This window comes from Phreatobacter oligotrophus (assembly GCF_003046185.1).
Classification (GTDB): domain Bacteria; phylum Pseudomonadota; class Alphaproteobacteria; order Rhizobiales; family Phreatobacteraceae; genus Phreatobacter; species Phreatobacter oligotrophus.
The window spans coordinates 105478-129439 of the sequence record NZ_PZZL01000006.1 but is presented as its reverse complement, the minus strand read 5'-3'; the positions used below and the strand labels follow the sequence as shown (position 1 = coordinate 129439).

Annotated in this window: 27 protein-coding genes; 16 read left to right on the top strand and 11 right to left on the bottom strand. The window is 68.6% G+C overall.

Going from position 1 to position 23962, the window contains the following annotated elements; translation table 11 throughout:
• Nucleotides 1–188: 188 nt before the first annotated feature.
• The gene (locus C8P69_RS15055) at nucleotides 189–1601 is read left to right on the top strand and encodes an ATP-binding protein (RefSeq protein ID WP_108178251.1); all 1413 of its coding nucleotides are present in this window, start codon (nucleotides 189–191) and stop codon (nucleotides 1599–1601) included.
• Nucleotides 1602–1607: 6 nt separating this feature from the next.
• Here C8P69_RS15055 and C8P69_RS15050 read toward each other — a convergent pair whose 3' ends face one another.
• The gene (locus C8P69_RS15050) at nucleotides 1608–2153 is read right to left on the bottom strand and encodes a hypothetical protein (protein WP_108178250.1); all 546 of its coding nucleotides are present in this window, start codon (nucleotides 2151–2153) and stop codon (nucleotides 1608–1610) included.
• A 165-nt stretch (nucleotides 2154–2318) separates the two neighbouring features.
• Between C8P69_RS15050 and C8P69_RS15045 the strand changes: the two genes are divergently transcribed.
• Nucleotides 2319–2735 (top strand): nuclear transport factor 2 family protein, encoded by a 417-nt coding sequence (locus tag C8P69_RS15045; RefSeq protein WP_245902062.1) that lies wholly within the window; start codon nucleotides 2319–2321, stop codon nucleotides 2733–2735.
• A gap of 24 nt (nucleotides 2736–2759) precedes the next feature.
• Here the strand turns inward: C8P69_RS15045 and C8P69_RS15040 are convergent, their stop codons facing one another.
• The 3 genes from C8P69_RS15040 to C8P69_RS15030 all read right to left on the bottom strand — a co-directional run bounded on the left by C8P69_RS15040 (nucleotide 2760) and on the right by C8P69_RS15030 (nucleotide 5064).
• Nucleotides 2760–3035: a hypothetical protein gene (locus C8P69_RS15040; RefSeq protein ID WP_146167351.1), complete on the bottom strand. Its 276-nt coding sequence runs from the start codon at nucleotides 3033–3035 to the stop codon at nucleotides 2760–2762.
• A 101-nt stretch (nucleotides 3036–3136) separates the two neighbouring features.
• Nucleotides 3137–3406 carry a hypothetical protein gene (locus tag C8P69_RS15035; protein ID WP_108178248.1) on the bottom strand — a complete coding sequence of 90 codons (270 nt, stop codon included), beginning with the start codon at nucleotides 3404–3406 and terminating at the stop codon, nucleotides 3137–3139.
• A gap of 455 nt (nucleotides 3407–3861) precedes the next feature.
• Nucleotides 3862–5064, bottom strand: coding sequence for a pyridoxal phosphate-dependent aminotransferase (locus C8P69_RS15030; protein WP_108178247.1), 1203 nt, complete (start codon nucleotides 5062–5064; stop codon nucleotides 3862–3864).
• Between the two features lie 157 nt (nucleotides 5065–5221).
• On the opposite strand from C8P69_RS15030, the gene C8P69_RS15025 reads away from it, so the two are divergent.
• The 11 genes from C8P69_RS15025 to C8P69_RS23555 all read left to right on the top strand — a co-directional run bounded on the left by C8P69_RS15025 (nucleotide 5222) and on the right by C8P69_RS23555 (nucleotide 18582).
• Nucleotides 5222–6235: a Bug family tripartite tricarboxylate transporter substrate binding protein gene (locus tag C8P69_RS15025; RefSeq protein ID WP_108178246.1), complete on the top strand. Its 1014-nt coding sequence runs from the start codon at nucleotides 5222–5224 to the stop codon at nucleotides 6233–6235.
• A gap of 68 nt (nucleotides 6236–6303) precedes the next feature.
• Nucleotides 6304–7527: a glycosyltransferase family 87 protein gene (locus tag C8P69_RS15020; RefSeq protein WP_108178245.1), complete on the top strand. Its 1224-nt coding sequence runs from the start codon at nucleotides 6304–6306 to the stop codon at nucleotides 7525–7527.
• A gap of 64 nt (nucleotides 7528–7591) precedes the next feature.
• A complete protein-coding gene (locus C8P69_RS15015) occupies nucleotides 7592–8581 on the top strand; it encodes a glycosyltransferase family 2 protein (protein ID WP_108178375.1) in 990 nt (329 codons plus the stop codon).
• Between the two features lie 30 nt (nucleotides 8582–8611).
• Nucleotides 8612–9241, top strand: coding sequence for a glutathione S-transferase family protein (locus C8P69_RS15010; protein ID WP_108178244.1), 630 nt, complete (start codon nucleotides 8612–8614; stop codon nucleotides 9239–9241).
• Between the two features lie 12 nt (nucleotides 9242–9253).
• Nucleotides 9254–9730 carry a molybdenum cofactor biosynthesis protein MoaE gene (locus C8P69_RS15005; RefSeq protein ID WP_108178243.1) on the top strand — a complete coding sequence of 159 codons (477 nt, stop codon included), beginning with the start codon at nucleotides 9254–9256 and terminating at the stop codon, nucleotides 9728–9730.
• A gap of 138 nt (nucleotides 9731–9868) precedes the next feature.
• A complete protein-coding gene (locus C8P69_RS15000) occupies nucleotides 9869–11650 on the top strand; it encodes a putative bifunctional diguanylate cyclase/phosphodiesterase (RefSeq protein ID WP_108178242.1) in 1782 nt (593 codons plus the stop codon).
• 150 nt (nucleotides 11651–11800) lie between these two features.
• On the top strand, nucleotides 11801–13387 hold the full coding sequence (locus C8P69_RS14995) for an ABC transporter substrate-binding protein (RefSeq protein ID WP_108178241.1): 1587 nt from the start codon (nucleotides 11801–11803) through the stop codon (nucleotides 13385–13387).
• Between the two features lie 91 nt (nucleotides 13388–13478).
• Entirely contained in the window at nucleotides 13479–15410 is a 1932-nt protein-coding gene (gene dnaG, locus C8P69_RS14990; RefSeq protein ID WP_108178240.1) for a DNA primase, read from the top strand.
• A gap of 221 nt (nucleotides 15411–15631) precedes the next feature.
• On the top strand, nucleotides 15632–17614 hold the full coding sequence (rpoD, locus tag C8P69_RS14985) for an RNA polymerase sigma factor RpoD (RefSeq protein ID WP_108178239.1): 1983 nt from the start codon (nucleotides 15632–15634) through the stop codon (nucleotides 17612–17614).
• 31 nt (nucleotides 17615–17645) lie between these two features.
• Nucleotides 17646–18059, top strand: a complete 414-nt coding sequence (locus tag C8P69_RS14980; protein ID WP_108178238.1) for a hypothetical protein — start codon at nucleotides 17646–17648, stop codon at nucleotides 18057–18059.
• A gap of 85 nt (nucleotides 18060–18144) precedes the next feature.
• Nucleotides 18145–18582: a hypothetical protein gene (locus tag C8P69_RS23555; RefSeq protein WP_146167350.1), complete on the top strand. Its 438-nt coding sequence runs from the start codon at nucleotides 18145–18147 to the stop codon at nucleotides 18580–18582.
• A 2-nt stretch (nucleotides 18583–18584) separates the two neighbouring features.
• Here the strand turns inward: C8P69_RS23555 and C8P69_RS14975 are convergent, their stop codons facing one another.
• Together C8P69_RS14975 and C8P69_RS14970 are read right to left on the bottom strand one after the other, a co-directional pair.
• A complete protein-coding gene (locus C8P69_RS14975; protein ID WP_108178237.1) occupies nucleotides 18585–19079 on the bottom strand; it encodes an SRPBCC family protein in 495 nt (164 codons plus the stop codon).
• Nucleotides 19076–19471, bottom strand: a complete 396-nt coding sequence (locus tag C8P69_RS14970; RefSeq protein WP_108178236.1) for an ArsR/SmtB family transcription factor — start codon at nucleotides 19469–19471, stop codon at nucleotides 19076–19078. Before C8P69_RS14970 ends, C8P69_RS14975 begins: the two co-directional genes overlap by 4 nt.
• 117 nt (nucleotides 19472–19588) lie before the next feature.
• Between C8P69_RS14970 and C8P69_RS14965 the strand changes: the two genes are divergently transcribed.
• Entirely contained in the window at nucleotides 19589–20200 is a 612-nt protein-coding gene (locus tag C8P69_RS14965) for a LysE family translocator (protein WP_108178235.1), read from the top strand.
• 80 nt (nucleotides 20201–20280) lie between these two features.
• Here the strand turns inward: C8P69_RS14965 and C8P69_RS14960 are convergent, their stop codons facing one another.
• The gene (locus C8P69_RS14960; protein WP_170118255.1) at nucleotides 20281–20880 is read right to left on the bottom strand and encodes an SH3 domain-containing protein; all 600 of its coding nucleotides are present in this window, start codon (nucleotides 20878–20880) and stop codon (nucleotides 20281–20283) included.
• A 208-nt stretch (nucleotides 20881–21088) separates the two neighbouring features.
• Here C8P69_RS14960 and C8P69_RS14955 point away from each other — a divergent pair, with 208 nt between their 5' ends.
• The gene (locus tag C8P69_RS14955; protein ID WP_108178233.1) at nucleotides 21089–21382 is read left to right on the top strand and encodes an HlyU family transcriptional regulator; all 294 of its coding nucleotides are present in this window, start codon (nucleotides 21089–21091) and stop codon (nucleotides 21380–21382) included.
• A 77-nt stretch (nucleotides 21383–21459) separates the two neighbouring features.
• Here C8P69_RS14955 and rpsU read toward each other — a convergent pair whose 3' ends face one another.
• The 3 genes from rpsU to C8P69_RS14940 form a co-directional block, all read right to left on the bottom strand.
• Nucleotides 21460–21768: a 30S ribosomal protein S21 gene (rpsU, locus tag C8P69_RS14950; protein WP_108178232.1), complete on the bottom strand. Its 309-nt coding sequence runs from the start codon at nucleotides 21766–21768 to the stop codon at nucleotides 21460–21462.
• A 57-nt stretch (nucleotides 21769–21825) separates the two neighbouring features.
• Nucleotides 21826–22071, bottom strand: a complete 246-nt coding sequence (locus C8P69_RS14945) for a hypothetical protein (protein ID WP_108178231.1) — start codon at nucleotides 22069–22071, stop codon at nucleotides 21826–21828.
• Nucleotides 22072–22272: 201 nt separating this feature from the next.
• Nucleotides 22273–22485 (bottom strand): cold-shock protein, encoded by a 213-nt coding sequence (locus C8P69_RS14940; RefSeq protein ID WP_108178230.1) that lies wholly within the window; start codon nucleotides 22483–22485, stop codon nucleotides 22273–22275.
• A 363-nt stretch (nucleotides 22486–22848) separates the two neighbouring features.
• Here C8P69_RS14940 and C8P69_RS14935 point away from each other — a divergent pair, with 363 nt between their 5' ends.
• The gene (locus C8P69_RS14935; RefSeq protein ID WP_108178229.1) at nucleotides 22849–23280 is read left to right on the top strand and encodes an acyl-CoA thioesterase; all 432 of its coding nucleotides are present in this window, start codon (nucleotides 22849–22851) and stop codon (nucleotides 23278–23280) included.
• Here the strand turns inward: C8P69_RS14935 and C8P69_RS14930 are convergent.
• Nucleotides 23258–23878, bottom strand: a complete 621-nt coding sequence (locus C8P69_RS14930) for a TIGR02466 family protein (protein WP_108178228.1) — start codon at nucleotides 23876–23878, stop codon at nucleotides 23258–23260. The genes C8P69_RS14935 and C8P69_RS14930 overlap by 23 nt on opposite strands.
• Nucleotides 23879–23962: the final 84 nt, after the last annotated feature.

The window sequence follows — 23962 nt, the reverse complement described above, 5'->3', positions numbered from 1 at the left end:
GGGCCGGGCTTTGCAACGACACTGGCAGTCCCCCTGGACCACTTAGGATCCGACATTTTCACTGAAACGTGATCGACTCAAATTTCAAGTGATTTGTCGGTTCTCCCGGACCAGAGACCACAAACGACATTTACCGGACGTGAACGGGATTGGGTTGCAGCGCGGCGACGGGGGGGCGATAAGCGGGCATGTCCACGCTCGACCGTCAGCGCTCGACCTATGGTGGCCTTCGCGGCGTCCTCGCCAATCTCGCGAGCCGCTTCTCCACCTTTTCAGACCTGTCGGGCCGGCGGTTCAACGACCTGATGCCGAAGGGCCTCTATGCCCGCTCGCTCATCATCGTCATCGCGCCGATCGTCATCCTGCCGTCCGTCGTCGCCTATGTGTTCATGGAGCGGCACTGGCAGCTCGTCACCTATCGCCTCTCGGCGGCGGTGACACAGGACATCGCCGCCCTCATCGACATCCACCGCACCTATCCGGCCGACCGTGACGACGCGACGCTGAAGCGCATCGCGCGCGAGCGCCTGAACCTGATGGTCGACATCCTGCCGCCCGAGCCCCTGCCGGTGGCCGGGCCGCGGCCGTTCTTCGACGTGCTCGACGCCGCCCTGTCGCGGGAGATCGCGCTGCAGGTCGGCCGGCCCTTCTGGATCGACACGGTCGGCAATTCGGCGCTGGTGGAGATCCGCATCCAGCTCGAGGACGGCAAGATCATGAAGGTCTTTGCCCGGCGCGGCATGGCCTATGCCTCGAACAGCCACATCTTCCTCGTCTGGATGGTCATCGCCTCGCTGGTGCTGATCGCCATCGCCATCCTCTTCCTGCGCAACCAAATCCGCCCCATCCAGGCGCTGGCGGCCGCTGCGGAGGATTTCGGCAAGGGGCGCGAGGTCGCCGGCTTCCGCCCGCGCGGGGCGAGCGAGGTGCGCCAGGCGGCGCTGGCCTTCATCGAGATGCGTCGGCGCATCGAGCGGCAGATCGACCAGCGCACCACCATGCTGGCGGGCGTCAGCCATGACCTGCGCACCATCCTCACCCGCTTCAAGCTGGAACTCGCGCTCCTTCCCGAGGGACCGGAGACGGAGGCGCTGCGCCGCGACGTCGATGAGATGGGGCGGATGGTCGAGGGCTATCTCGCCTTTGCCCGCGGCGATGCCGGCGAGGCGCCGGCCGTCACCGACATCGAGATCATGCTGAAGGAGATCGGCGCCGATGCCGAGCGCACCGGTGCGCCGACCACCGTTGCCTATCACGGCCAGCCCACTGTGAAGGTCCGCCCCGACGCCTTCCGCCGCTGCATCGCCAATCTGGTGGTCAATGCGGCGCGCTATGGCGACGCCATCGCCATTACCGGCCATCGCGACCATCGCTGGCTGACCGTGACGGTGGACGATGACGGGCCGGGCATTCCGGCGGAGAACCGCGAGGACGTGTTCAAGCCCTTCCTGAGGCTCGACGACGCCCGCAACGTCGATGATGGCGGCTCGGGCCTCGGCCTTGCCATCGCCCGCGACATCGCCCGGTCCCATGGCGGCGAGATCAGCCTGTCGGACAGCCCGCTCGGGGGCCTCAGGGCGACGGTGCGCGTGCCGGTCTGACCGGCGTCAGGCCGCCGCTTCCGCGTCCGCGCCGATCCAGCGCTTCTTCGCCGCCAGAACCATGTCGTGGACGAAGAGCGACAGGTGGCCGGCGGTGATGGCGGCCGACAGCGCCATGCCGAAGATCCAGTAGCCCGGCATCGAGGAGAGCGCCGTCGTCGGCGAGGGAATGCGGCTCGCCTGGTCGAGGATCGGCTGGGCCAGCCAGGACATGAGGATGAGCCCGGCCAGGCCGCCCATGACGATGGCGGTGGAGCGGATATTGGCGAGCGGCTCGCTCGGGCCCACGAGGGCCCGCAGCGCGCCGACGAGGGTGAGGCTGAGCACGGTCGCCCAGGAGACGGCGTGGAGGCCGGCATAGACCTGCGCCTCGAAGATGCGATGGGTGGCGACGAGGGCGTCGATCCGCGCCTCCAGCGTGTCCGGCGACATCCAGAACAGCGAGAGGCGATAGCCCGGCACGGGTTCGATCAGGCCCCAGCCCGTGGTCGCGGCGGCGAGCGCCGCGGCAGCGAGATAGATCCCGCAAAACGTGATGACGAGCCGCCGCATGGACCCGAGCCTCCCATATCCCGGAGGCGACCCTAGGAGCGGGGCGGGGCCCTCACAATCGAAAGGTTAAGAGAGGGTTAACGGCGCGTCCCATCCCCGGTTCGGCCGGATTGCGGGCCGGCGGCTGCGGGGCGAGGCTCCCGGCCATACCAGGGAGGACGACCGATGACCGATCTTCACGCCGCGATGCCCGCCGCCATCCGCCGCTGGCACGCCGTCGCCGAAGCGCGGGATGTGGCCGGCCTCGCCGACCTGCTGGCGGAGACGGCGGTGTTCGAAAGCCCGGTGGTCCACACGCCGCAGGAGGGGCGGGCGATCACCACGAAATATCTGGCAGCGGCCTTCCAGGTGCTCAACAACGAGGCCTTCCACTATCCGAACCAGTGGTTCGGCGAGCGTTCGGCGGTGCTGGAATTCGCCACCGTCATCGACGGCATCGCCGTCAACGGCATCGACATGATCAGCTGGGACGAGGCCGACCGCATCACCCATTTCAAGGTGATGATCCGGCCGCTCAAGGCCATCAATATCGTCCACGAGAAGATGCGCGAGACGCTGATGGCGATGGCCGCCAAGGGCTGAGCGCAGTTCGGCGCTGAGCAGGGCTCAGCGCTGGCAGATGGTCGGGGTCGAGACGGCCTCGCCGGCGGGGCGGAACTTCAGCACCTGCGAGCCACCGAGGACCTGGCCGTTCGGCACCCAGTCGCCCGAGACGGTCATGGCCGGCGGCGTGGCGGTGCACAGGCACGGGCCGCAATAGGTGACAGGGCGGGTGCCCGGCGACTGCGCCGGGGACTGGGCGGGCGCCGCGTTGGCGCCGGCGGCAAAGCCGGCAGCGAGGACGAGGGCGGCAAAGGCGGTACGGGCGATGCGGGTCGACATGGTCTGTCTCCGGTCGGCGGCGCTGTCGGGCCGCAGGACGATGAACTTGACCATGGGTGGCGGTGGGCGGCGGAAAGGTTCAAACCGCCTAAGATTTTTCGTCAGCCCGGCGATTGCGGCCGCCGGCACGAGGAGGCGGTCCGGCCGGCCTCATGCGGCTGGAAGCGCAGGGTGATGCGGTCGCCCATGCGACCGCTCGGACGCCATTCGCCGGGAACGGGCATGTCGGGCCGCTCCTCGTCGCAGAGGCAGCCGGTGCAATAGAGGACGGGCTGGGGCGTCACGGCACGCGGCGCATCGCCGGAGAGACCGGCAAGGCCCACCACGGCGGTGACGGCGGCAGCAAGGGAGGAGAGCGGCATGAGGGGCATCGGGCGATCCTCCCGCGGACGAATGCCCCGAGAACAGCCCCTCAGGGTAAAGGTTCCATTAACGGCCTGGCCGTCGCGTGTTGGACATCCCGGCGAGAGGCGCCGTGTCGCCTGGGATCGTCACGAAGAGAGGCCCTGAAGCCGCTCACTTGGGAGTGGGTCGCGGGGATTGGCGGAAAGGTTCAGCCGACGCCGATCATCGTTGCGACGGGAATGCCCCACCCTCTCCCTCCCCTCTGGCGAGGGGAGGGAGACCACGATGTCCCGATCCGTCCGGAGCGGTTGGGCCAGGCTCAGCCGTTTCGAAGGGGCCACGACGCCAAAGCCTCCCTCCCCTCGCCAGAGGGGAGGGTGAGGGTGGGGCATTGGGGAAAGCAGGAGACCTGATCACCTCCGGAACGAAAAAGCGCGCCGGCGAGGGCGCGCTTTTCTTGTGTCCGGAGGGGGACAGGAGTTCAGCGCAGCTCGGCGCAGAACTTCTGGATCTTCTCGCAGGCCGCGGTCAGCGTCTCGGTCGATTCCGCATAGGAGAGGCGGAAGGCCGGGCCGAGGCCGAAGGCCGAGCCGTGGACGACCGCGACGCCCTCGCTCTCGACGAGCTCCATGGCGAAGTCCTCGTCCGTTGCAATGGTCTTGCCCGAGGGGGCCTTCTTGCCGATCACGTCCTGGATCGAGGGATAGACGTAGAAGGCGCCTTCCGGCGTCGGGCAGGACAGGCCCTTGGCCTGGTTCAGCATGGAGACCACGAGGTCGCGGCGCTGCTCGAAGGCCTTGCGGCGCACGGGGATGTAGTCCTGCGTGCCGTTCAGCGCCTCGACGCCGGCCCACTGGGCGATGGAGTTCGGGCCCGAGGTCTGCTGGCCCTGGACGAGGTCCATCGCCTTGATGAGGGCCTCGGGGCCGGCAGCGTAGCCGATGCGCCAGCCGGTCATGGAATAGGCCTTGGACAGGCCGTTCATGGTCAGGGTGCGCTCGTATAGGCCGGGCTCGACCTGGGCCGGGGTGGTGAAGGTGAAGTCGCCGTAGACGAGATGCTCGTACATGTCGTCGGTGAGGATCCAGACCTGCGGGTGCTTCATCAGCACGTCGGTCAGCGCCTTCAGCTCCGCGCGGGTATAGGCCGCGCCCGTCGGGTTCGACGGGGAGTTGAAGATGAACCACTTGGTCTTCGGCGTGATCGCCTTGTCGAGGGCCTCGGCGGTCAGCTTGTAGTTGGTCTCCGGGCCGGCCGAGACGAAGGTCGGCGTGCCGCCGCAGAGCGCCACCATCTCCGGATAGGACACCCAGTAGGGGGCGGGGATGAGGACCTCGTCGCCGGCGTTCAGCGTCGCCATGAAGGCGTTGAACAGGACCTGCTTGCCGCCGGTGCAGACGATGGCCTGCTGCCACTTGTAGTCGAGGCCGTTCTCGCGCTTGAACTTGGCGACGATGGCCTGGCGCAGCTCGGTGATGCCCGAGACGGCCGTGTACTTCGTCTTGCCGTCGGCGATGGCCTTGATGGCCGCCATCTTGATGTTGTCCGGCGTGTCGAAGTCGGGCTCGCCGGCCGAGAGCGAGATGACCTTCTTGCCCTGCGCGTTCAGGTCGCGGGCCTTCTGCGCCATGGCGATGGTGGCAGAGGGCTTCACGCGCTTCAGGGCGTCGGCGAGAAAGGCCATGGTCGACTCCGTCGAGTTTGAAAATCCCCGAAGGCACGTTATGACCGCGTGCAAATTCTCCGCGGCGCCTCGGCGTTCCGGCGGGGACGTTTAGTCGCGCGTCACGGCGCGAACAAGCGAAAAACATTCATAGAAGCCATCATCAGGAAGGGACCCCATGAGCAGCTCTGCGCGCAGCATCGGCCGGGCCACGCGCCGCGGCGTCGTCCTCGGGTTTGGCGGCCTCCTCGCCGCGCCCCTCTTCATCCGCGGCGCCTCGGCCCAGGCCTGGTCGCCGTCGCGGCCGGTCAAGCTGGTCGTAGCCTATCCGGCGGGCGGCCCGACCGACGGTATCGCCCGCATCGTGGCGCAGGACATTTCCGGTCCCCTCGGCCAGCAGGTGGTGGTGGAGAATGTCGGCGGCGCCTCAGGCGCCATCGGCACGCGGCAGGTCGCCCGCGCCGATGCCGATGGCCACACCATCACTTTCGGCAACAACCAGACGCACGGGAACAACATGTTCCTGCTGAAGGAGCCGGGCTACGACGCGGTGAAGGACTTCTATCCGCTGGCCGGCGCCGGTGCCTTCGAGCACATCTTCGTCGTGAAGAACGACCTGCCGGTCCGCACCATTCCCGAGCTCATCGCGCTCGCCAAGTCGAAGCCGGACGCGCTCAACTACGGCTCGACCGGCGTCGGCTCGGGCTCGCACCTGTCGACCGAGCTCTTCATGGTGCGCACCGGCATCAAGATGACGCATGTGCCCTATCGCGGCGCGGCGCCGCTGGTGCAGGACATCGTCGGCAACCGCATCGACGTTGCCAACTCGACCATGGCGAGCGTCTTCACCCAGATCCAGGGCGGCCTGCTGCGGGGCATCGCCATCGGCTCTCCGAAGCGCAATCCGCAGCTGCCGAACGTCGCCACGCTGCGCGAGCAGGGCGTGACCGACGCCGACGCCGAGAGCTGGACCGGCTTCTTCGCCCCGGCCGCGACCCCGCAGGCGGCCCTCGACCGGCTGTCGCGCGAGATCCTCGCGTCGCTGGCGAAGCCCTCCGTGGTCGAGGCCATCACCAAGCTCGGCTTCACCATCACCGTGCGCGATCCGGGCGCCTTCCGGCCCTATCACGCCCAGGAGATGCAGACCTGGGCGGAGATCATCCGCGCCGCCAACATCCAGCCCTCTGGCTGAGACCGCGCGGCTAACCTTGTCTTAGCGCCTTGCTGCGATGGTGCCCCGGTTGAGCAACCGGGGCATCCATGCTGGCCTCCCTCCGCAGCGGCGACTGGCTGACCGAAGATCGCGCGCGCATCTATGCGCTGATGATCGCGCTGTTCGGTGCCGCCTCGCTCGTCTTCATCTGGACGACCGGCGGGCCGATGACGGACCGGTTCGGCCGGCCGATCGCCACGGACTTCTCGGGCATGTGGACGGCCGGGCGGATGCTGGTCGGCGGCGATGCCGTCGGCCTCTTCGATCCCGAGACCCATTTCGCCTTCCAGCGGCAGGTCTTCGCCAACCCGGCTGTCGACGTCTATGGCTGGCACTATCCGCCCTTCTTCCTGGCGGTCGCGGCGCTGATGGGGCTGTTGCCCTATGTGCCGGCGCTGATCGCCTGGCAGGCCTCGACCTTCGCGCTCTATCTCGCGGCGGTGAGGGCCATCGCCCCGCCGCACCGGGCGCTGCTTGCGGTCGCCATCGGCTTTCCCGCCGTTTTCGTGACGCTCGGCCACGGCCACAACGCCTTCCTCACCGCTGGCCTCCTCGGCTTCGGCCTCCTGCTCCTGCCGACGCGGCCGGTCATCGCCGGGATCTGCATCGGGCTCCTCGCCTACAAGCCGCAGTTCGGGCTCGTCCTGCCGGTGGTCATGCTGCTCGGCTGGCATGTCCGTGCCGTGCTCGCGGCCGGCGTCACCGTTCTCGCCATGGCGGCGGGCGTGACGCTCTGGCTCGGTCCAGAGGTCTGGACGGCCTTCCTCAAGGGCGCGGTCTTCACCCGCGAGGTGATCCTCGAACAGGGCATCACCGGCTGGGCCAAGATCCAGTCCACCTTCTCCGCCTTCCGCTCCTTCGGGGCGCCGTTGCCGCTGGCCTATGGCGCGCAGTTCGCCGTCACCGGGCTCGTCGTCGCGACCCTCGCCCTTGCCGCCTGGCGGCGGGCCGACCACCGCCTCGTCGCCGCCCTGACCGCCACCGGCGCGCTGCTCGCGACGCCCTACTGCCTCGACTACGACATGACGATCCTGGCGGTCGCCGTCGCCTTCACCGCCGCCCACGGCGTCGAGAAGGGCTTTGGCCCCTACGAGAAGACGCTGCTCGCCGCCGTCTGGCTGCTACCGCTCGTCGCCCGGCCCGGCATGATGGTGACCGGCGTGCCCATCGGCGTCCTCGTCATGGCCCTGTTCTTCGGCGTCCTCGCCCATCGTGCGTTCGGGCCCGACCTCCTCCGCCTCTCCGCCCGCTGGAGCCCCGCCCGTGGCTGAACCGCAGAAGCGCACCGCCCGCCCCGCCGCCGCGCCCGCGGCCGGCAGCCCGGCGCGCGCCCTCATCGACGACCTCGCCCGCCGCCTTGCGGCCGAAGCCTCACGCCCCTCCGTCGCCGTCCTGCTGCCCTGCTACAACGAGGCGGCGACCATTGCCGCGACCGTTGCCGCCTTCCGCGCCGCGCTGCCGGAGGCCACCGTCTACGTCTATGACAACAATTCCACCGATGGCACGGCGGAGGCGGCGCGCGCCGCCGGCGCGGTGGTCCGCCACGAGCCCTTCCAGGGCAAGGGCAACGTCGTCCGCCGCATGTTCGCCGACGTCGATGCCGACATCTATGTCATGGCCGATGGCGACATGACCTATGACCCGACGGCGGCCCCGGGCCTGGTCGACCTGCTGCTGCGTGACCAGCTGGACATGGTGGTCGGCGCCCGGGTCGACAGCGAGGAGGCCGCCTACCGGCGCGGCCATCGCTTCGGCAATGCGATGTTCAACCGCATCACCACGACCCTGTTCGGCTCGCCCTTCAAGGACATCTTCTCGGGCTACCGCGTCTTCTCGCGCCGTTTCGCCAAGTCCTTCCCCGCCTCGTCCTCGGGTTTCGAGATCGAGGCGGAGCTGACCGTGCATGCCATCGACCTGAAGCTGCGCACCGGCGAGGTGCCGCTGCCCTATGGCAAGCGCCCTGAGAATTCGCACTCGAAGCTCAAGACCTATCGCGACGGCGCGCGCATCCTCTGGACGCTGGTCAATATGTATCGCGCGGTGCAGCCGCTGCGCTTCTACGGCCTGATTGCCGGCGTGCTGGCCATGGGGAGCCTCGGCCTCGCCGCACCGATCATCCAGACCTATCTCGAGACCGGCCTCGTGCCGCGCTTCCCCACCGCCATCCTGTCGGCGGCGGTGATGCAGCTCGCCTTCCTCATGCTGGTCTGCGGCCTCGTGGTCGATGCGGTCTCTGGCGGACGACGCGAGATGAAGCGCATGCGCTATCTCGACCTGCCGGCGCTCGCCTGCGAGCCGCCCGCGGCCCATCGTCCCGGCGGCTGACAATCCCGCTGCGTTCGCTATAACGAACGCATGAGCCTCGTCCTCCATGCCGCCCAGCGTTCGGCCAATTGCTACAAGGTGCGCCTGCTCCTGGCGCATCTCGGCATGCCCTTCGACCTGCGCGACGTCGACATCCTGCGCGGCGACACCCGCACGCCCGAGTTCCTCGCCATGAACCCCCGCGGCCGGGTGCCCGTGCTGCAGGTCGAGGGCGGCACCGTTCTGATCGAGTCCAACGCCATCCTCATGTATCTCGGCGAGGGAACCCGCTTCCTGCCCGAGGACAAGCTGTGCCGGGCGATGATGATGCAATGGCTGTTCTTCGAGCAGAACTCGCACCATCCCTCCCTCGGCGAGGCGCGGTTCTGGATGGCGCTCATCCCCGGCGGGCGCGACCTCAAGCGCGACCTCGTCGACGACTGGATGGAGAAGGGCGAGGAAGCCCTGTCGCGGATGGAAAGCCAGCTCGCCCGCTCGCCATTCGTCGCCGGGGACCGGATGACGCTCGCCGACATCGCGCTCTATGCCAACACCCATCTCGCCCACGAGGCGGAGTTCGACCTGACGCCGTTCCCGGCGGTGCGCGGCTGGATCGACCGGGTTGCGGCCGAGCCCGGCCATGTCGGCATGGACTGGCGTCCGATGCCGGTCGCGGCCTGAGGGAGGCGGATCATGGCGGTGCGCGTCCAGCGTGAGGATTTCGACATGGGGGCGGAGGTCCGCCGCCTCACGGCCGGCCGCGTCGATGTCGGGGCGGTCGCGACCTTCACGGGCCTCTGCCGTGGCGTGACCGGCAGCACCACCATCGGCGCCATGACGCTCGAGACCTACGAGGCCATGGCGCTGGCCGAACTTGGCCGCATCGAGGCCGAGGCGCGGGGGCGCTGGCCGCTGCAGGACGTGCTGATCGTCCATCGCTACGGCCGGATGGAGCCGGGGGACAACATCGTCCTGGTGGTCACGCTCTCCGAACATCGCGAGGCGGCCTTTGCCGCGGCCGAATTCCTCATGGATTTCCTCAAGACCCGCGCGCCGTTCTGGAAATTCGAGGAGGCGGGCGGGGAGGGGGCCTGGGTCGCGGCGAAGGAGGCTGATGATGCCGCCGCCACCCGCTGGCAGGCTGCCGAGGACGGTCCCGCGCGCTCCTGACCGGGGCGGCGTTTCGCCGCGACGTATGGTGAACGGCGCTTAACCCTGTCGCGCCGACCCGGCTGGTCCATTGGCAAGGGTTGCCCGGCTAACAGCGTGCGGCCGGCGCGGGGCCGGCGTGCAGGGCATCAGCAGGACATGGGACGGGACACGCCAAGGGAGACCTATGGCCGGGGGCTGAACAGCATCCCCCTGCGCTTCGCGCTGCTCAGCTTTGTGGTGGCGCTGGCCGCCGGCGGGCCGCTGAGCTTCGTCGTGCTGACCCGCATGGCGGATGATCAGCCGGTCGCGGCGGCCGCCGTCATCGCGCTCGGCATGGCCGCCATCTCGGCGGGCATGATCCTGCTCGCCGCCCGCAAGCTCACCAGCACCATCGCGGCCATCCAGCGCTCCACCGATGCGGTGGCGGCCGGCCGCTTCGACGAGGTTTTGGATGTCGATTGCGCCTGCGAGATCGGCGGGCTCGCCGAGAGCTTCCGGCGCATGGTGCAGCGGGTGAATGCCAGCATCGTCCGCATGAACGTCCTCGCCCATACCGACCTCGTCACCGGCCTGCCGAACCGTGCGGTGGTCACCCACGTCCTCAACCTCGCCGCCGGGCGCGCCCAGGACGGCTGCGAGGGCGCGTTGTTCTTCATCGATCTCGACGGGTTCAAGGCGGTCAACGACACCTATGGCCATCGCGCCGGCGATGAGCTGCTGCGCCAGGTCAGCCGTCGCATCGTCGTCGATGGCTTCGGCCGCCAGCCCGAGGATCTCGCCAGCTGCACCAATGCGCTCGGCGAACTGATCGATGCCTGCCCTGACGATCTCGTCGTGGCGCGCTTCGCCGGCGACGAGTTCGTCGCGTTGCTGCCCGGCGCAGCGGACATGGCGGTGCTGCGCGCCCGCGCCGACGCCATCCTCGCGGCCCTGCGGCGGCCGTTCCGCATCGCCGGCCATGACATCGTCATCGGCGCCAGCATCGGCATTGCCCGCGCGCCGGACGATGCGCCGGCGCTGGGCGAGCTCATCAGCCTCGCCGACTTCGCCATGTATGTCGCCAAGGCGCGCGGCAAGAACACCGCCGTCTTCTTCGACCAGGACCTGCGGGACCTCGTGCGCGAGCAGGCGGAGCTGGAGGCCGACCTGCGGCTCGCCGTCGAGACCCAGGCGATGGAGCTGCACTACCAGCCGAAGGTGTCGACCACGACCGGCGACCTCGTCGGCGTCGAGGCGCTGCTGCGCTGGACCGATCCCAAGCGTGGCGCCGTCGCGCCCTCGCATTTCGTGCCGCTGGCCGAGAAGGTCGGGCTGATGGAGGACCTCGGCCGCTTCGTCGTCACCGCCGCCGTTCGCCAGCAGGTGATCTGGTCGGCGGAGGGGCTCGACCTGCCGGTCGCCATCAATGTCTCGCCGCGCCAGCTCGAGGACCCTTCCTTCGTGCCCGAGCTGCTGGATCTGGTGACACGCAGCGGCGTGCGCCCGGAGCTGATCGAGGTCGAGGTGACGGAGACCGCGCTGATCAGCGACTATGCCGAGACGGCGGCCAAGGTGCGACTGCTGCGGCAGGCGGGGCTTGCCGTCGCCATCGACGATTTCGGCGTCGGCTATTCCAATCTCTCGCACCTCTCGCGCCTGTCGGCGACGGCGCTGAAGATCGATCGTTCGCTCATCGAGCGCGTGACCGAGGACGAGAAGGCAGAGGCCATCATTCGCGCCGCCATCGACATGGCGCGGGCCCTCGGCCTGACCAGCGTCGCCGAGGGCATCGAGACGCCGCAGCAGGCCGCCTTCCTCGCGAGCGCCCGCTGCGACGTGCTCCAGGGCTTCCTCTATGCGCGGCCCATGCCCCCGGCCGACCTCCTCGCCTGGCTTGCGGCGCGCCGCACCAACCCGGTGGCGGATCTGACGGACGGGTTGAGGCAGGCCCTGTCCTGAGCGACCCGGGACGGGGCTCGTCCAGCTAGCCACAAATCCCTGTTTTCGCATGTGTTTCCTGCGCCGCGCCGGGGCCTCCCGTGCAGCGGTGCATCTTTACAGGCGAGGGTGCCCCGCCCATCGTGGCGGCTTCCAACCCCGGAGGTCGTCATGGGCCGCACGCTGTCCCGCCGCCATTTCCTCGCCACGACGGCCGCGGCCGTCTCCGCGCCCCGCCTGTCGCTGGCCCAGGGCGCCAATGTGCTGAAATTCGTGCCGCAGACCGACGTCGCCGTGCTCGATCCGGTCTGGACCACGACCTATCCGACGCGCGACCACGGCTACCTCGTCTTCGACACGCTGTTCGGCATGGACGGCCAGTACCGGATGCAGCCCCAGATGCTGGCCGGGGCGGTGACGGAGGCCGACGGCAAGGTCTGGACGCTGACCCTGCGCGACGGCCTGAAGTTCCATGACGGCACGCCGGTGCTGGCGCGCGACTGCGTCGCCTCCATCAAGCGCTGGGGCGCGCGCGACGCCTTCGGCCAGGTGCTGCTAGCGGCGACCGACGAGCTCTCGGCGCCCGACGACAAGACCATCCGCTTCCGCCTGAAACACGCCTTCCCGCTGCTGCCGGACGCCCTCGGCAAGGCCTCGCCCAACATGTGCGCGATCATGCCGGAGCGGCTCGCCAACACCTCGCCGATGGAGCGCGTGACCGAGATGGTGGGCTCCGGCCCCTACCGGTTCCTCGCCGGCGAGCGGGTGCCGGGCGCGCTCATCGCCTACCAGCGCTTCGATGGCTATGTGCCGCGCTCCAGCGGCACGCCGGACTGGACCGCGGGCCCCAAGGTCGCCCATTTCGAGCGGGTGGAATGGCGGATCATGCCGGACCCCACCACGGCCATGGGCGCGCTGCGCGCCGGCGAGATCGACTGGTGGTACGTGCCGGAGGCCGACCTCCTGCCGGCGCTGAAATCCATGCGCGGCGTGTCCACGCGCGTCATTGACCCGACGGGCTGGATCTCGACCATGCGGCTCAATCATCTCGTGCCGCCCTTCGACAATCCGGCGATCCGCCGGGCGGTGCTCTCGGCCGTCGCCCAGTCCGACTTCATGGAGGCGCAGACCAACGACCGCGAGCTGTGGAAGGACGGGGTCGGCATCTTCTGCCCCGGCGCGCCCATGGCGAGCGATGCGGGCATGGCGGCGATCACCGCGCCGCGCGACCTCGAGAAGGCCAAGGCCGCCATCATCGCTGCCGGCTACAAGGGCGAGAGGGTGGTGGTGCTCGGCGCCGCCGACATCGCCAGTTCCAAGGCCCTGTCGGATGTCGGCGCGGACCTCCTCAAGAAGCTCGGCTTCAATGTCGACTACCAGATCTCGGACTGGGGCACGCTGGTCCAGCGCCGCGCCAAGACCGAGCCGGTGGAGCAGGGCGGCTGGAACGTCTTCCACACGTTCTGGAGCGGCACCGACCAGTTCACGCCCGCCGGCCACGCCTTCCTGCGCGCCCATGGCCGCAACGCCGCCCCGGGCTGGCCGACGATCCCTGCGCTGGAGCAGATGCGCGAGGACTGGTTCCGTGCGCCCTCGGCCGCGGCGCAGGTGGCGCTCGCCCGGCAGATGCAGGAGCTCGCCTTCCAGGAGGTGCCCTATATCCCGCTGGGGCAGCGGTTCTTCCCGACCGCCTATCGCAGCAACCTCACCGGCGTGCTCAACGGCAATCCGGTGTTCTGGAACGTCAGGCGGGCCTGAGACCGGTCCGGTTGTCCACAGGCCGCTGTGGTAGGAGCCCGAGCCTCACGCAATCCTGCGAAGGATTGCGAACTGGTGCTATGTCTCCGCCATGCGCTTTCCCCCCTCGTTCCTCGACGAGATCCGCCAGCGCCTCCCCGTGTCGGAGGTGGTGGGCCGGCGCGTCAAGCTGAAGAAGCAAGGGCGGGAATGGCGGGGCCTGTCGCCCTTCAACGCCGAGAAGACGCCGTCCTTCTACGTCAATGACCAGAAGGGCTTCTATCACTGCTTCTCCTCCGGCAAGCACGGCGACCAGTTCCGCTTCCTGATGGAGACGGAAGGCGTGTCGTTCCCCGAGGCGGTGGAGCGGCTGGCGGCCGATGCGGGCCTTGCCGTGCCGAAGGTCTCCGCCGAGGAGGTGCAGCGGGCCGAGAAGGCGCGCACCCTCTACGACGTCATGGAGCTCGCGGCGAAGTATTTCGAGGCGAAGCTCCAGGACCGGGTCGGCGCCAAGGCCCGCGGCTATCTCGCGGGGCGTGACCTCGGCGCACCGACACAGCTCAAGTTCCGCCTCGGCTACGCGCCGGGCGAGCGCTTCGGGCTGAAGGAGTTCCTCGGCTCCAAGGGCGTCTCGGTCCCCGACATGATCGCCGCCGGCCTGCTGGTGCATGGCGACGACATTCCCGTGCCCTATGACCGGTTCCGCGACCGCGTCATGTTCCCGATCACCGACCTGCGCGGGCGGGTGGTGGCCTTCGGCGGCCGCGCCCTCGAAAAGGACGTGCCGGCCAAGTACCTGAATTCGCCGGAGACGGACCTCTTCCACAAGGGCTCGCTCCTCTACAATGCCCATGGCGCCCGCGAGGTCGCCCACCGCACGAACCGCATCATCGCGGTGGAGGGCTATGTCGACGTCATCGCCATGGTCATGGCGGGCTTCGGCGAGACGGTGGCGCCGCTCGGCACGGCCCTGACCGAGGGCCAGCTCGACCTCCTGTGGAAGATGGCCCCGGAGCCGGTCCTGCTCTTCGACGGTGACAAGGCCGGCCGGCGCGCCGCCTACCGGGCCATCGACATCGCCCTGCCGCTGCTGAAACCCGGCCGGAGCCTGCTCTTCGCCGCGCTGCCCGAGGGGCAGGATCCCGACGACCTCATCCGCTCTTCCGGGCGCGAGGCCATGGATGCGGTGCTGGCCCAGGCCCAGCCGCTCGCCGCCATGCTGTGGCAGCGCGAGACCGAGGCGGGCGTCTTCGGTACGCCGGAAAAGCGCGCGGCGCTGGAGGCCCGGCTCGGGCAGGTGGTAGCGACGATCGGCGACGAGAATGTCCGCCGGCACTATCGCGACGACGTCTTCGGGCGATTGTCGGACCTTTTCCGGCCAATGCAGAGGGCGAGGCGGCAGGGTCCGCCGGGACAGCCGGGGCGCCAGGGGCAGGGCGGCGGCGGCTTTGGCGGCCGGGGCTTCTCCCCCTATGGCGTGCCGGACCACCGGCCCTCGCCATCGCTGGCGGCGAGCGCCCTGGTGCGCGGCCCGCGCGCCGCGCTCCCCATGCGCGAGGCGCTGATCCTGACCGCGCTTCTCAACCATCCCTGGCTCATCGATGGCCAGGAGGAGGAGATTGCCGGTCTCGACCTGCGCCATCCGCAGGCGGAGGCGCTGAAAGTGGCGCTGCTGGAGATCCATGCGCAGGGGATGGAAGGCGAGCCCGAGACCTTCGGCCAGGCGCTCATTGCCGCCGGGCATGGGCCGCTGGTCGACCAGTTGCGCGCCACCGTTTCGCTCGGCGCGGTCTGGGGCGCCATGCCGGGCGCCGCAAAAAGCGACGCAGAGGTGACATTCGGCCAGCTGATGGCCTTGCATCGCAAGAAGCAAGCGCTAATTAAGGAAATCCGGGATGCCGAACGTGCCTTCGGCGACGATCCGACGGAAGCCAACGAGCAATGGCTCCTCGACGCGAAGCGGCGGGAGTCAGAGCTGGCGGGAACGGAAGCCCTCGTCGAGGGGTTCGGTGCCCAATCCGGTCGGGGGGGTCGGAGCGTCTGATGCGCTCGGTGTCACGGGGGGCTGGCCCACGCAACGGCAACGAGGCGTCCGGTCATGGTTCACCAGGTCTTAAGGACGAAGGCCTTAGGGCGGGTCAGGCGGGTTTGACGAGGGGCGCGCCGGTGAGCGAGCGCAGCCCCTCTTTTGGCGTTGAGGCGGGCGGTTGCCCTCCATCGGTGCCGGACGGGCCGCTTGCGGCGCGTGAGCGAGGACGGGTGTAGATGGCGACCAAGGCAACCGAGAAACCGGAAGGCGCGGATCAGGAGACGGAAGGCCCGGATGGCCCGCTCCTGGACCTCTCCGATGCCGGCGTTCGGGCGATGATCAAGCGCGCCAAAAAGCGCGGCTATGTCACCATCGACGAAATCAATGCGGTCATGCCCGCGGCCTCGTTCACCTCGGACCAGATCGAGGACATGAACGCGATGCTCTCCGAGATGGGCATCAACGTCGTCGACAATGACGATGCGGCCGAGGATGGCGAGGGCGACGAGCAGCCGGAGGCCGACGAGCCCGATGGCGAGCTGCAGGAGGCCTCTCCGCGCGCCGTGGTGAAGTCCGAGCGCGCCTCCGAGCCGCTCGACCGCACCGACGACCCCGTGCGCATGTACCTGCGCGAGATGGGCTCGGTGGAGCTGCTCTCCCGCGAGGGCGAAATCGCCATCGCCAAGCGCATCGAGGCCGGCCGCGAGGCGATGATCGCGGGCCTTTGCGAAAGCCCGCTGACCTTCCAGGCCATCATCATCTGGCGCGATGAGCTCAACGAGGGGAAGATCTACCTCCGCGACATCATCGACCTCGAAGCCACCTATGCCGGCCCCGACGCCAAGAACGCGCCGGTGGTGGGTGAGGGCGAGGCGCCGATCGCCCCCGATGGCGAGGAGGCCCTGCCGCCGGGCGCCGAGGGTGACCTCGACGAGGACGACATGGAGAACGCCGTGTCGCTCGCCGCCATGGAGGCGGAGCTGAAGCCGAAGGTGCTCGAGATCTTCGACACCATCGCCGACGAGTACAAGAAGCTCCGTCGCCTGCAGGACCAGAACGTCGAGAACCGGCTGAACGACACCAAGCTGTCGCCGAGCCAGGAGCGCCGCGCCAAGAAGCTGCGCGAGGATCTCGTCACCCACGTCAAGTCGCTGTCGCTGAACACCGCCCGCATCGAGGCGCTGGTCGAGCAGCTCTACGACATCAACAAGCGCCTCGTCGGCTACGAGGGGCGCCTCCTGCGCCTTGCCGAGAGCTATGGCGTCGACCGCATGTCCTTCCTGAAGGAGTACCAGGGCTCGGAGCTCGACCCGAACTGGATCCGCCGCGTCGCCTCGCTGGGCGCCCGTGGCTGGAAGGGCTTCGTCGCCGAGGAGAAGGACACGGTCAAGGAGATCCGCGCCGAGATCCAGGCGCTGGCCACCGAGACGGGCCTTGAGATCGGCGAGTTCCGCAAGATCGTCCAGATGGTGCAGAAGGGCGAGCGCGAGGCCCGCCAGGCGAAGAAGGAAATGGTGGAGGCGAACCTGCGCCTCGTCATCTCCATCGCCAAGAAGTACACGAACCGCGGCCTGCAGTTCCTCGACCTCATCCAGGAGGGGAACATCGGCCTGATGAAGGCGGTCGACAAGTTCGAGTACCGCCGCGGCTACAAGTTCTCGACCTATGCCACCTGGTGGATCCGGCAGGCGATCACCCGCTCGATCGCCGACCAGGCCCGCACCATCCGCATCCCCGTGCACATGATCGAGACGATCAACAAGATCGTCCGCACCTCGCGCCAGATGCTGCACGAGATCGGCCGCGAGCCGACCCCGGAGGAGCTGGCCGAGAAGCTCGGCATGCCGCTGGAGAAGGTCCGCAAGGTCCTCAAGATCGCCAAGGAGCCGATCTCCCTCGAGACGCCGATCGGTGACGAGGAGGACAGCCATCTTGGCGACTTCATCGAGGACAAGAACGCGATCCTGCCCATCGACGCGGCGATCCAGTCGAACCTGCGCGAGACCACCACGCGCGTGCTCGCCTCGCTCACCCCGCGCGAGGAGCGCGTGCTGCGCATGCGCTTCGGCATCGGCATGAACACCGACCACACGCTCGAAGAGGTCGGTCAGCAGTTCTCGGTGACGCGCGAGCGCATCCGCCAGATCGAGGCGAAGGCGCTGCGCAAGCTGAAGCATCCGAGCCGCTCGCGGAAGCTGCGCAGCTTCCTCGACAACTGAGCTTGAGGCTCCGCCTGCGAGGATCGTCGACATGGCGGAACACGCGGCGGGTCACGGCAAAACAGACAACGGCGGCTCATCGGGCCGCCGTTCGCGTTCGCTCTTCAGGGTGCCGCGGAACTCGCCGCTCTGGGGACGCCTCGGCCGCTCCATCGCCATCTGGTTCGTCCTCATGTCCTTCGGCCTCGCCGTGGGCATGGCCGGCTATTCCGGCTTCGAGGGCATGGGCTGGCGCGATTCCTACCTCAATGCCGCGATGATCCTCTCCGGCATGGGCCCGGTGACCGAGCTCAAGACCGACGGCGGCAAGCTCTTCGCCGGCACCTACGCCATCTTCTCCGGGCTGGTCATCGTGCTGGCGACGGGCGTGGTGCTCTCGCCCATCGTCCAGCACGTGCTGCACGTCTTTCACGCCGACACGGACGACGACGAGCGGAAGGGGTGAGGGCAACCCGGTCCATCGGGATTCGCCCTCCGGTTGTGTCTGTCGTGTGGTGTGTTGAAATCAGGCGTTCTCGCAGGAGGATGCCATGGCTGGGACGCGACCTGTTCATGCCAGTGCAACCGGCCAGTCCACGTTCGACTGTCCTTGCTGCGGTCGGCTGTCGCGCACCATCTGGGGCGAAATTCACCATGATAATGGCGGTGCGGTCGCCATCTACTATTGCCGATGGACCATCGGCGATCCCGACCATGATGCCGGGATCGACTTGGTCATCGGCGATTGGGGCGACGGGACCACGCCTCAGAACCGGTTTCTGATCAGCATGCTGTTCAGGCGAAGCGAGGAAGCAAGTTTCATGGTGGTGGACGCCGGTCCAAAGGGCGACAACTTCAAAAGCCTGGCATCGCTCGCCCTGTCGCGTGAGCAGGTCATTGGCTATCCCGTTGCAAACCACGCCTTCACGATTGTCGACGCCATCTGGGACGACGATCCGCGGATTGCCGACCTCCTCGCCGCCCGCTGACCTCACATCCCCCTGACCATCGCGACCAACTGGTCCAGCGCCGTGCCCCAGCCGGTGTGGAAGCCCATGGCCTCGTGCTGCTGCTTCGCCTCGGGGTCCTTGTGGAGGGCGCGGGCGACATAGAGCGTGCCGCCGGCCGTCGGGGTGATCTCCACCGAGGCGGCCATGAAGGCGCTGCCGGTGGGGCGGAAGCCCGGGCCGAGCGCGTCGGTGAAGACGAGGAGGCGGCCGGGGATGACGTGCAGAACGCAGCCCGTGCTGTCGTTCCTTTCCCCATTCGGGCCCTCCATCACCGTGCGGAACTTGCCGCCGGGGCGGACATCGATCTCGCAGAGCGTGGTGCGCCAGGGGGCCGGCGTGAACCACTTCACGATGAGCTCCGGCTCGGTCCAGGCGCGCCAGGCGAGCTCCGGCTTCACCGGCACCTCGCGGCGCAGCTCGAGGTCGAGGGCGGGATCGAAGACGGTGAAGGGCGTCGGGATCGGAGCGGTGGTCATGGCGTTTCCTTCTGCACTGTTGGTTGGTCGGTTGGGTCTTGGGGGGAGGGCGGTGAGGGCGTCTCCTCGGCCATGGTGACGAGGAGCGCGTCGAGCTGGTCGAGGCGGCGGGTCCAGAGGTTGCGCTGCGCCTCCAGCCAATGATCGAGGGCGGCGAGCGGTTCCGGCTTCAGGCGGCAGGTGCGCACGCGGCCCTGCTTCTCGGTTTCGACCAGCCCGCACTCCTCCAGCAGCTTCAGGTGCTGGAGGAAGCTCGGCAGGGCCATGGAGAAGGGCCGGGCGAGGTCGCTGACGGCAGCGGGGCCGCGCCCCAGCGCCTCCACCACGGCCCGGCGGGTCGGGTCGGCAAGGGCGCGGAACGTGTCGTCGAGGCGGTGGTGGGCGCTGGTCATGCAAGGAGGCTAGCGAGCCTCAATACCTAGGTCAATACCTAAGTGTTGTGATCTGTCTCAGGGGGCTTGCCTCGCGGCGGGCGGGAGGGCCTCATGGCCGCGCACCGGAGATGGATCATGACGATCGAGTTCCTGCTGACGACGCTGATCATCGTCGCCTCGCCCGGCACGGGCGTGGTCTACACGCTGGCCGCCGGCCTTTCGCGCGGCAGCCGGGCGAGCGTCCTTGCCGCCTTCGCCTGCACGCTCGGCATCGTGCCCCACCTGGCGGCGGCCATGCTGGGCCTCGCGGCGCTGCTCCACACCAGCGCGGTGGCCTTCGCCGTCGTGAAATATGCCGGCGTCGCCTACCTCCTGTGGATGGCCTGGCAGACGCTGAAGGAAAACGGGGCGCTGAGCGTCGACACATCGGCGGCGCCGAGGTCGAACATGCGGGTGCTGGTCGATGGCGTTGTCATCAACGTGCTGAACCCCAAGCTGTCGATCTTCTTCGTGGCCTTCCTGCCGCAGTTCATCGCGCCGGCCGAACCCACGCCGCTCCTGAGGATGCTGGAGCTCTCAGGTGTGTTCATGGCCATGACCTTCGTCGTCTTCGTGATCTATGGCCTGTTTGCCGCGGCCATGCGCGACAGGGTGATCAGCCGGCCGGCGGTTATGGCGTGGATGCGGCGGACCTTTGCCGCCGCCTTCGTCGCGCTCGGCGCGCGTCTCGCCTTCCAGGAGCGCTGAGACCGACGCTTTTTCGTCGCCTCATGCAAAAGGGCGCGCCCAAGGCGCGCCCTCTGAAGTGTCCGGCCTATGCCGGCATGTCATGGATCGGTCGAGTTGCCCTGCGGGCTGCGCGGGGCACGCTCGAAGCCGTCGCGCCCGACCCACGGGCGATCCGGAACGCGGTCCGGTCGATAGGCCGGCCGATCAGGCTGAACCGGCGGACGCCAGGCGGGACGGCCATAGGTCTCGTCAGGACGGACGGGCGGGCGCCAGTCCGGCCGATCAGGACGGTAGGGCGGGCGGTAGTCGGGACGGTAGTCCGGCCGATAGGGACGATAGTCGGGACGGTAGGGTGGATCGTACGGCCGCACATAGACCGGTGGCGGGACGTAAACCGGCGGCGGAACATAGACTCGGGGCGGCGGCGGCACGTCCACGTCGTCATCGATCAGGCTTGCCGATACGAAGCCGCGCAGGCCGCGATAGGTGACCTCGCACCAGCTGACGCGGCAACCGATCAGGTTGACCACGGCCCCCGGGGGGAGGGTGGCGATGCGGCCGAACTGGGCGCCGGGGCCGGCGCGCAGGTTCGCCGTTGCGGTGGTCACCGCCGGCTCGGCCATTGCGGCGGTCGACAGGCCGCCGGCGACGAGCAAGGCTCCCGCCCATCCCGTCCATTGCTTCAAACCCCAGATCATCGCGGATCTCCTCCCTCGCGACCTCTCCCGGAAGGGATGGTCGCGGTTACGCAACGTGACTGTGACGGTCATGCCATGAACCGTCGATGAACCCACCACACCGGGGTGTGGTTCCACAATGTCGCACGAATGCCGCAGGCGCATCCGGTGCTTTCCGCAGAGGGCGTGGCGGTCTAAGGGTGGCGCGACCGTGCCCGGAGGAAACGCCATGTCCTTTTTCAAATCGCTGTTCGGCTGGGGGAAGTCCGGTCCCGAGGCCGATGCCGCCCCGCCGGCCGGGGCGACGCTGGAGCACAAGGGCTTCCTCATCACCGCCGCGCCGTTCCGCAACGAGGGCCAGTTCCAGACGGCCGGCACCATCACCAAGGAGGTCGGCGGCGAGATGAAGGAACACAAGTTCATTCGCGCCGACCGCCATGCCAGCCACGAGGACGCGGTGACCTTCTCGTTGTCGAAGGGCCGCCAGATCGTCGACGAGCAGGGCGAGCGGCTGTTCCGCTGAGGATCGGCCAACAAAAAAGGGCCCGTGGGGGCCCTTTCGGTCGTCTGGTCCGCCATGGGCGGGATCGTGCGCCGTGATCAGCGCGGCGTGCCGGTGGTCGGGGCAGCCGCGAGCGGCGCGGAACCCGGGGCGCCACCCGGACGCGGCTTGCGCTCGGGGCGCGGCTTCGGCTTGGCAGCCGGGATGAGACCGTCACGCTGGGCCTGCTTGCGGGCGGCCTTGCGGGCGCGGCGGATGGCTTCCGCCTTCTCGCGGTTCTTGCGCTCGGACGGCTTCTCGAAGTTCCGGCGCTGCTTCATCTCGCGGAAGATGCCTTCGCGCTGCATCTTCTTCTTCAGGACCCGGAGGGCCTGATCAACATTGTTGTCACGGACGAGAACCTGCATGTCGTCTCCCTTGTCGGTGGGGCCGCCGCAGCGGCACGGGCTTCGGGCGGTGGAACGTCAGGCCGTCTTGGCCGCCGCGTCCTTCTTCCGCCAGAGCTGGAATCCGTTCTGGGCGATGCCATCCTCGATGGCGTCGCGCTTGAGGCCGTGAGGCGGGCGCTGGTCGCCGCGGATCACGCCGATGCTCGACCAGGGGCCGAACTTCTCCGGCAGCTTGGCGCCGGTATGGTCAGACGCAAAGCCGAAGAGCTGGTCGTTGGCTCCCGACTTGAACATGAACAGGCGCGGTGCATCGACGGTCATGGCGGTCCTTCAAGGCTTGCCGCCTGCGGACCTCGGTGCCCGTCGCGGTCATCACGCAGGCGCGTCGGGCACAAAAGCCCGGCGCCTGCGCAAGGTCCGGACGACGCGCGGCAGTGCCGCCCCGTCGCCCGGGTCTCCCGATGGTCCTCGGTCGCCACCATTACATCCGTGGCTCGCGAGCAGGGCCCATCGGCCCCGCGGTCACTCGACCGCGCGCAGGTTGTCGGCCGCCGACTTGCCGGAACGGCGATCGGCGACGATCTCAAAGGAGATCTTCTGGCCCTCGTTGAGGCCGTAGAGGCCGGCACGCTCGACGGCGCTGATGTGGACGAAAACGTCCGAACCACCGCCATCAGGCTGAATGAAGCCGAAGCCCTTCTGGGAGTTGAACCATTTCACGGTTCCGGTCTGCATGGGATGTCCTTTCGCAAAGCGCGATGAAGTGGACCGCTCGCGTCAGGCACGAGAAGTTCGTTGGTACGGTTTCGATGATTTTTGTCAGCGGTGCGCCGAATTGGAGGGCGCGGGGCCAAAAAAGAACGGCCGAAACGTCGATCAGAGATAGGCCCTTTGTCTGCCAATTGCAAGACAATAAATTTCCCGGTGCCCGGACGGATGCTGCGAACTAGCGGAAAAACTGCCGATACACCCGGAAAATCTGGACTTCCCGCTGAGGGGCGCGCCGCGGGTGCGGCTCCGGGGCCGTTCGCGGGGCCGATTGCCACGACCCGCCGGACCTGCGTCAAATCGTCGAAGGACACGAGAGCGGAATCAGCCATGACCTCCAGCCCCCGGCCCGCGCCTTCCCGACCGCGCGGCCAGCTCACGGTGCGGATCAGCGCCATGCCGGCCGATACCAATGCCAATGGCGACATTTTCGGCGGCTGGGTCATGGCCCGCATGGACCAGGCGGGCGGCATTGCCGGGGTGGAGCGGGCGCAGGGCCGCGTCGTCACCGTGGCGGTGGAGGCGATGACCTTCATCCGCCCCATGGGCGTCGGCGACGTGCTGGAGGTCTATACGGAGGTCTTCCACGTCGGCCGCACCTCCATGAAGATCCATGTGGAGGCCTGGGCGCAGCGCTTCCGCTCGACCCTGCGCGAACTGGTGACCCAGGCGACCTTCGCCTTCGTCGCCATCGACGAGGAGGGCAAGCCGCGGCCGGTGCCGCCGCTGCCCGAGGCCGTCACGGCCCCCAGCGGTAGTTGAAGCTCACCGAGATCCGCTCCTCGGGGCTCCGGTTCACCGGCACTTCGTGGCGCACGAAGCTCTCCCACAACAGGATGTCGCCGGGTGCGGTCGCCACCGACACATGCGGCTGCAGCTCGCGCGGCGCATTCGCCTTGCGCGGCGGATGGGCCATCATCTGGGCGTGGCGCGGGTCCTCGAGCTTCAGCGCCGCGGCGCCTTTCGGCATGGCGACGTAGAGCGTGCCGGAGACGACGCTGTGCGGGTGGATGTGGGAGGCATGGGCGCCGCCCTCTGGCAGCACGTTCACCCAGAGCGAATCGAGCGCCAGCTTGCGGCGGCCGAGATCGAGGGCGAGGTCCTTGGCGAAATCCGCGACATGGCGGTCGAGCCGGCGGGCAAGCGCCTTGAAGGCGGGGAAGCGCCAGGGCAGGTCGTTCAGCGAGGCGTAGCTGGTATAGCCCGGATAGCCGTTGCGGGCGCACCAGCGGATGCCGGCGGCATCGTCCACGGCCAGCGAGCGGCAGGATGCCTCGATCTCCGCGAGGAGCGGGGCGTCCTCCGGGCCAAGGGCGGCGCGGTAGAGGCGGGTGACGAAGAGCGTGTCGATCGTGGCCATGGCCCCTGTCATGGCACCGCCCGGCGGCCGCCCGCAAGCGCCTGCGCAGGTGGCCTAGTCCAAGTTTGACGCGTGGTATGGGGC